Genomic DNA, 1,160 nt, shown 5'->3' on the forward strand with positions numbered 1-1,160 from the left:
ATCTCGTCGGCGGTCTTCGTCCAGACGAAGGGCTTGGGTTGGTCGTTCCAGTCGGCGAGCCAGGCCCGGATGTCGCGTTCGAGTGCCTGGACGGAGCGGTGGACTCCACGCTTGAGTTTCTTCTGGGTGAGCTCGGCGAACCACCGCTCGACCAGGTTCAGCCAGGACGCGCTCGTGGGCGTGAAGTGCAGGTGAAAGCGCGGGTGCGCCAGCAGCCACTTCTTCACGTCCGGCGTCTTGTGGGTCGCGTAGTTGTCCAGGATCAGATGGACCTGGAGACCGGCCGGGACTTCCTTGTCGAGCTTGGCCAGAAACTTCTTGAACTCGACGGCCCGGTGCCGTCGGTGCAGTGATCCGATCACCTTGCCGGTCGCGACTTCGAGGGCTGCGAAGAGGGTGGTGGTGCCGGCCCGGATGTAGTCGTGGCTGCGGCGCTCTGGAACACCGGGCATCATCGGCAGGACCGGCTGGGACCGGTCCAAGGCCTGGATCTGCGACTTCTCGTCCACGCAGAGAACCAGGGCCTTCTCAGGCGGGTCGAGATAAAGACCGATGACATCGCGGACCTTGTCGATGAAGAACGGGTCCGTCGACAGTTTGAAGGTCTGCGAGCGGTGCGGAGCCAGGGCGAACGCCCGCCAGATCCTCGAGACCGTCGACTGCGACATCCCCGTCGCCGCGGCCATCGACCTCGTCGACCAGTGGGTCGCGTTCTTCGGTTTCTCCTCGAGTGTCCTGACGATCACCCGCTCCACATCGGCATCGGTGATCTTCCGCGGTACACCCGGCCGGGGCTCGTCGCACAGACCGTCCAAGCCGTGCTCCAGGAAACGCCGCCGCCAGGTGCGGACCGTGTCCGGAGCGATCCGCAGCCGACGGGACACCTCCATGATCGAGCAGCCGTCTGAGCACTCCAGCACGATCCGCGACCGCTGAGCCAGAGCCTGGGCCGTCGAACGACGACGTAACCAGCCCTCCAGCACAACACGCTGGGCATCGGTCACCGACAACGGCGGAATCTTCGGACCAGGACGACTCATACCGAACCAACGAGAAACCTCTGACTCAGGTCACTAGGGCCTGTCTTTCGGATCAGGCCGGATCAGGGAGCGGGGTCTGGTGCGTGCGATCGCAAGGCGGAGGAGGGAGCCAACGCGGTG

The 1,160-nt window shown here is 64.8% G+C and carries 1 protein-coding gene; it reads right to left on the minus strand.

The features are described 5' to 3' along the window. On the minus strand, positions 1 to 1,040 hold a 1,040-nt coding region (locus tag ACZ49B_RS39165), incomplete at its 3' end, for an IS630 family transposase (protein ID WP_468316106.1). Positions 1,041 to 1,160 lie beyond the last annotated feature (120 nt).

The organism is Streptomyces sp. NPDC031132 (genome assembly GCF_055570595.1).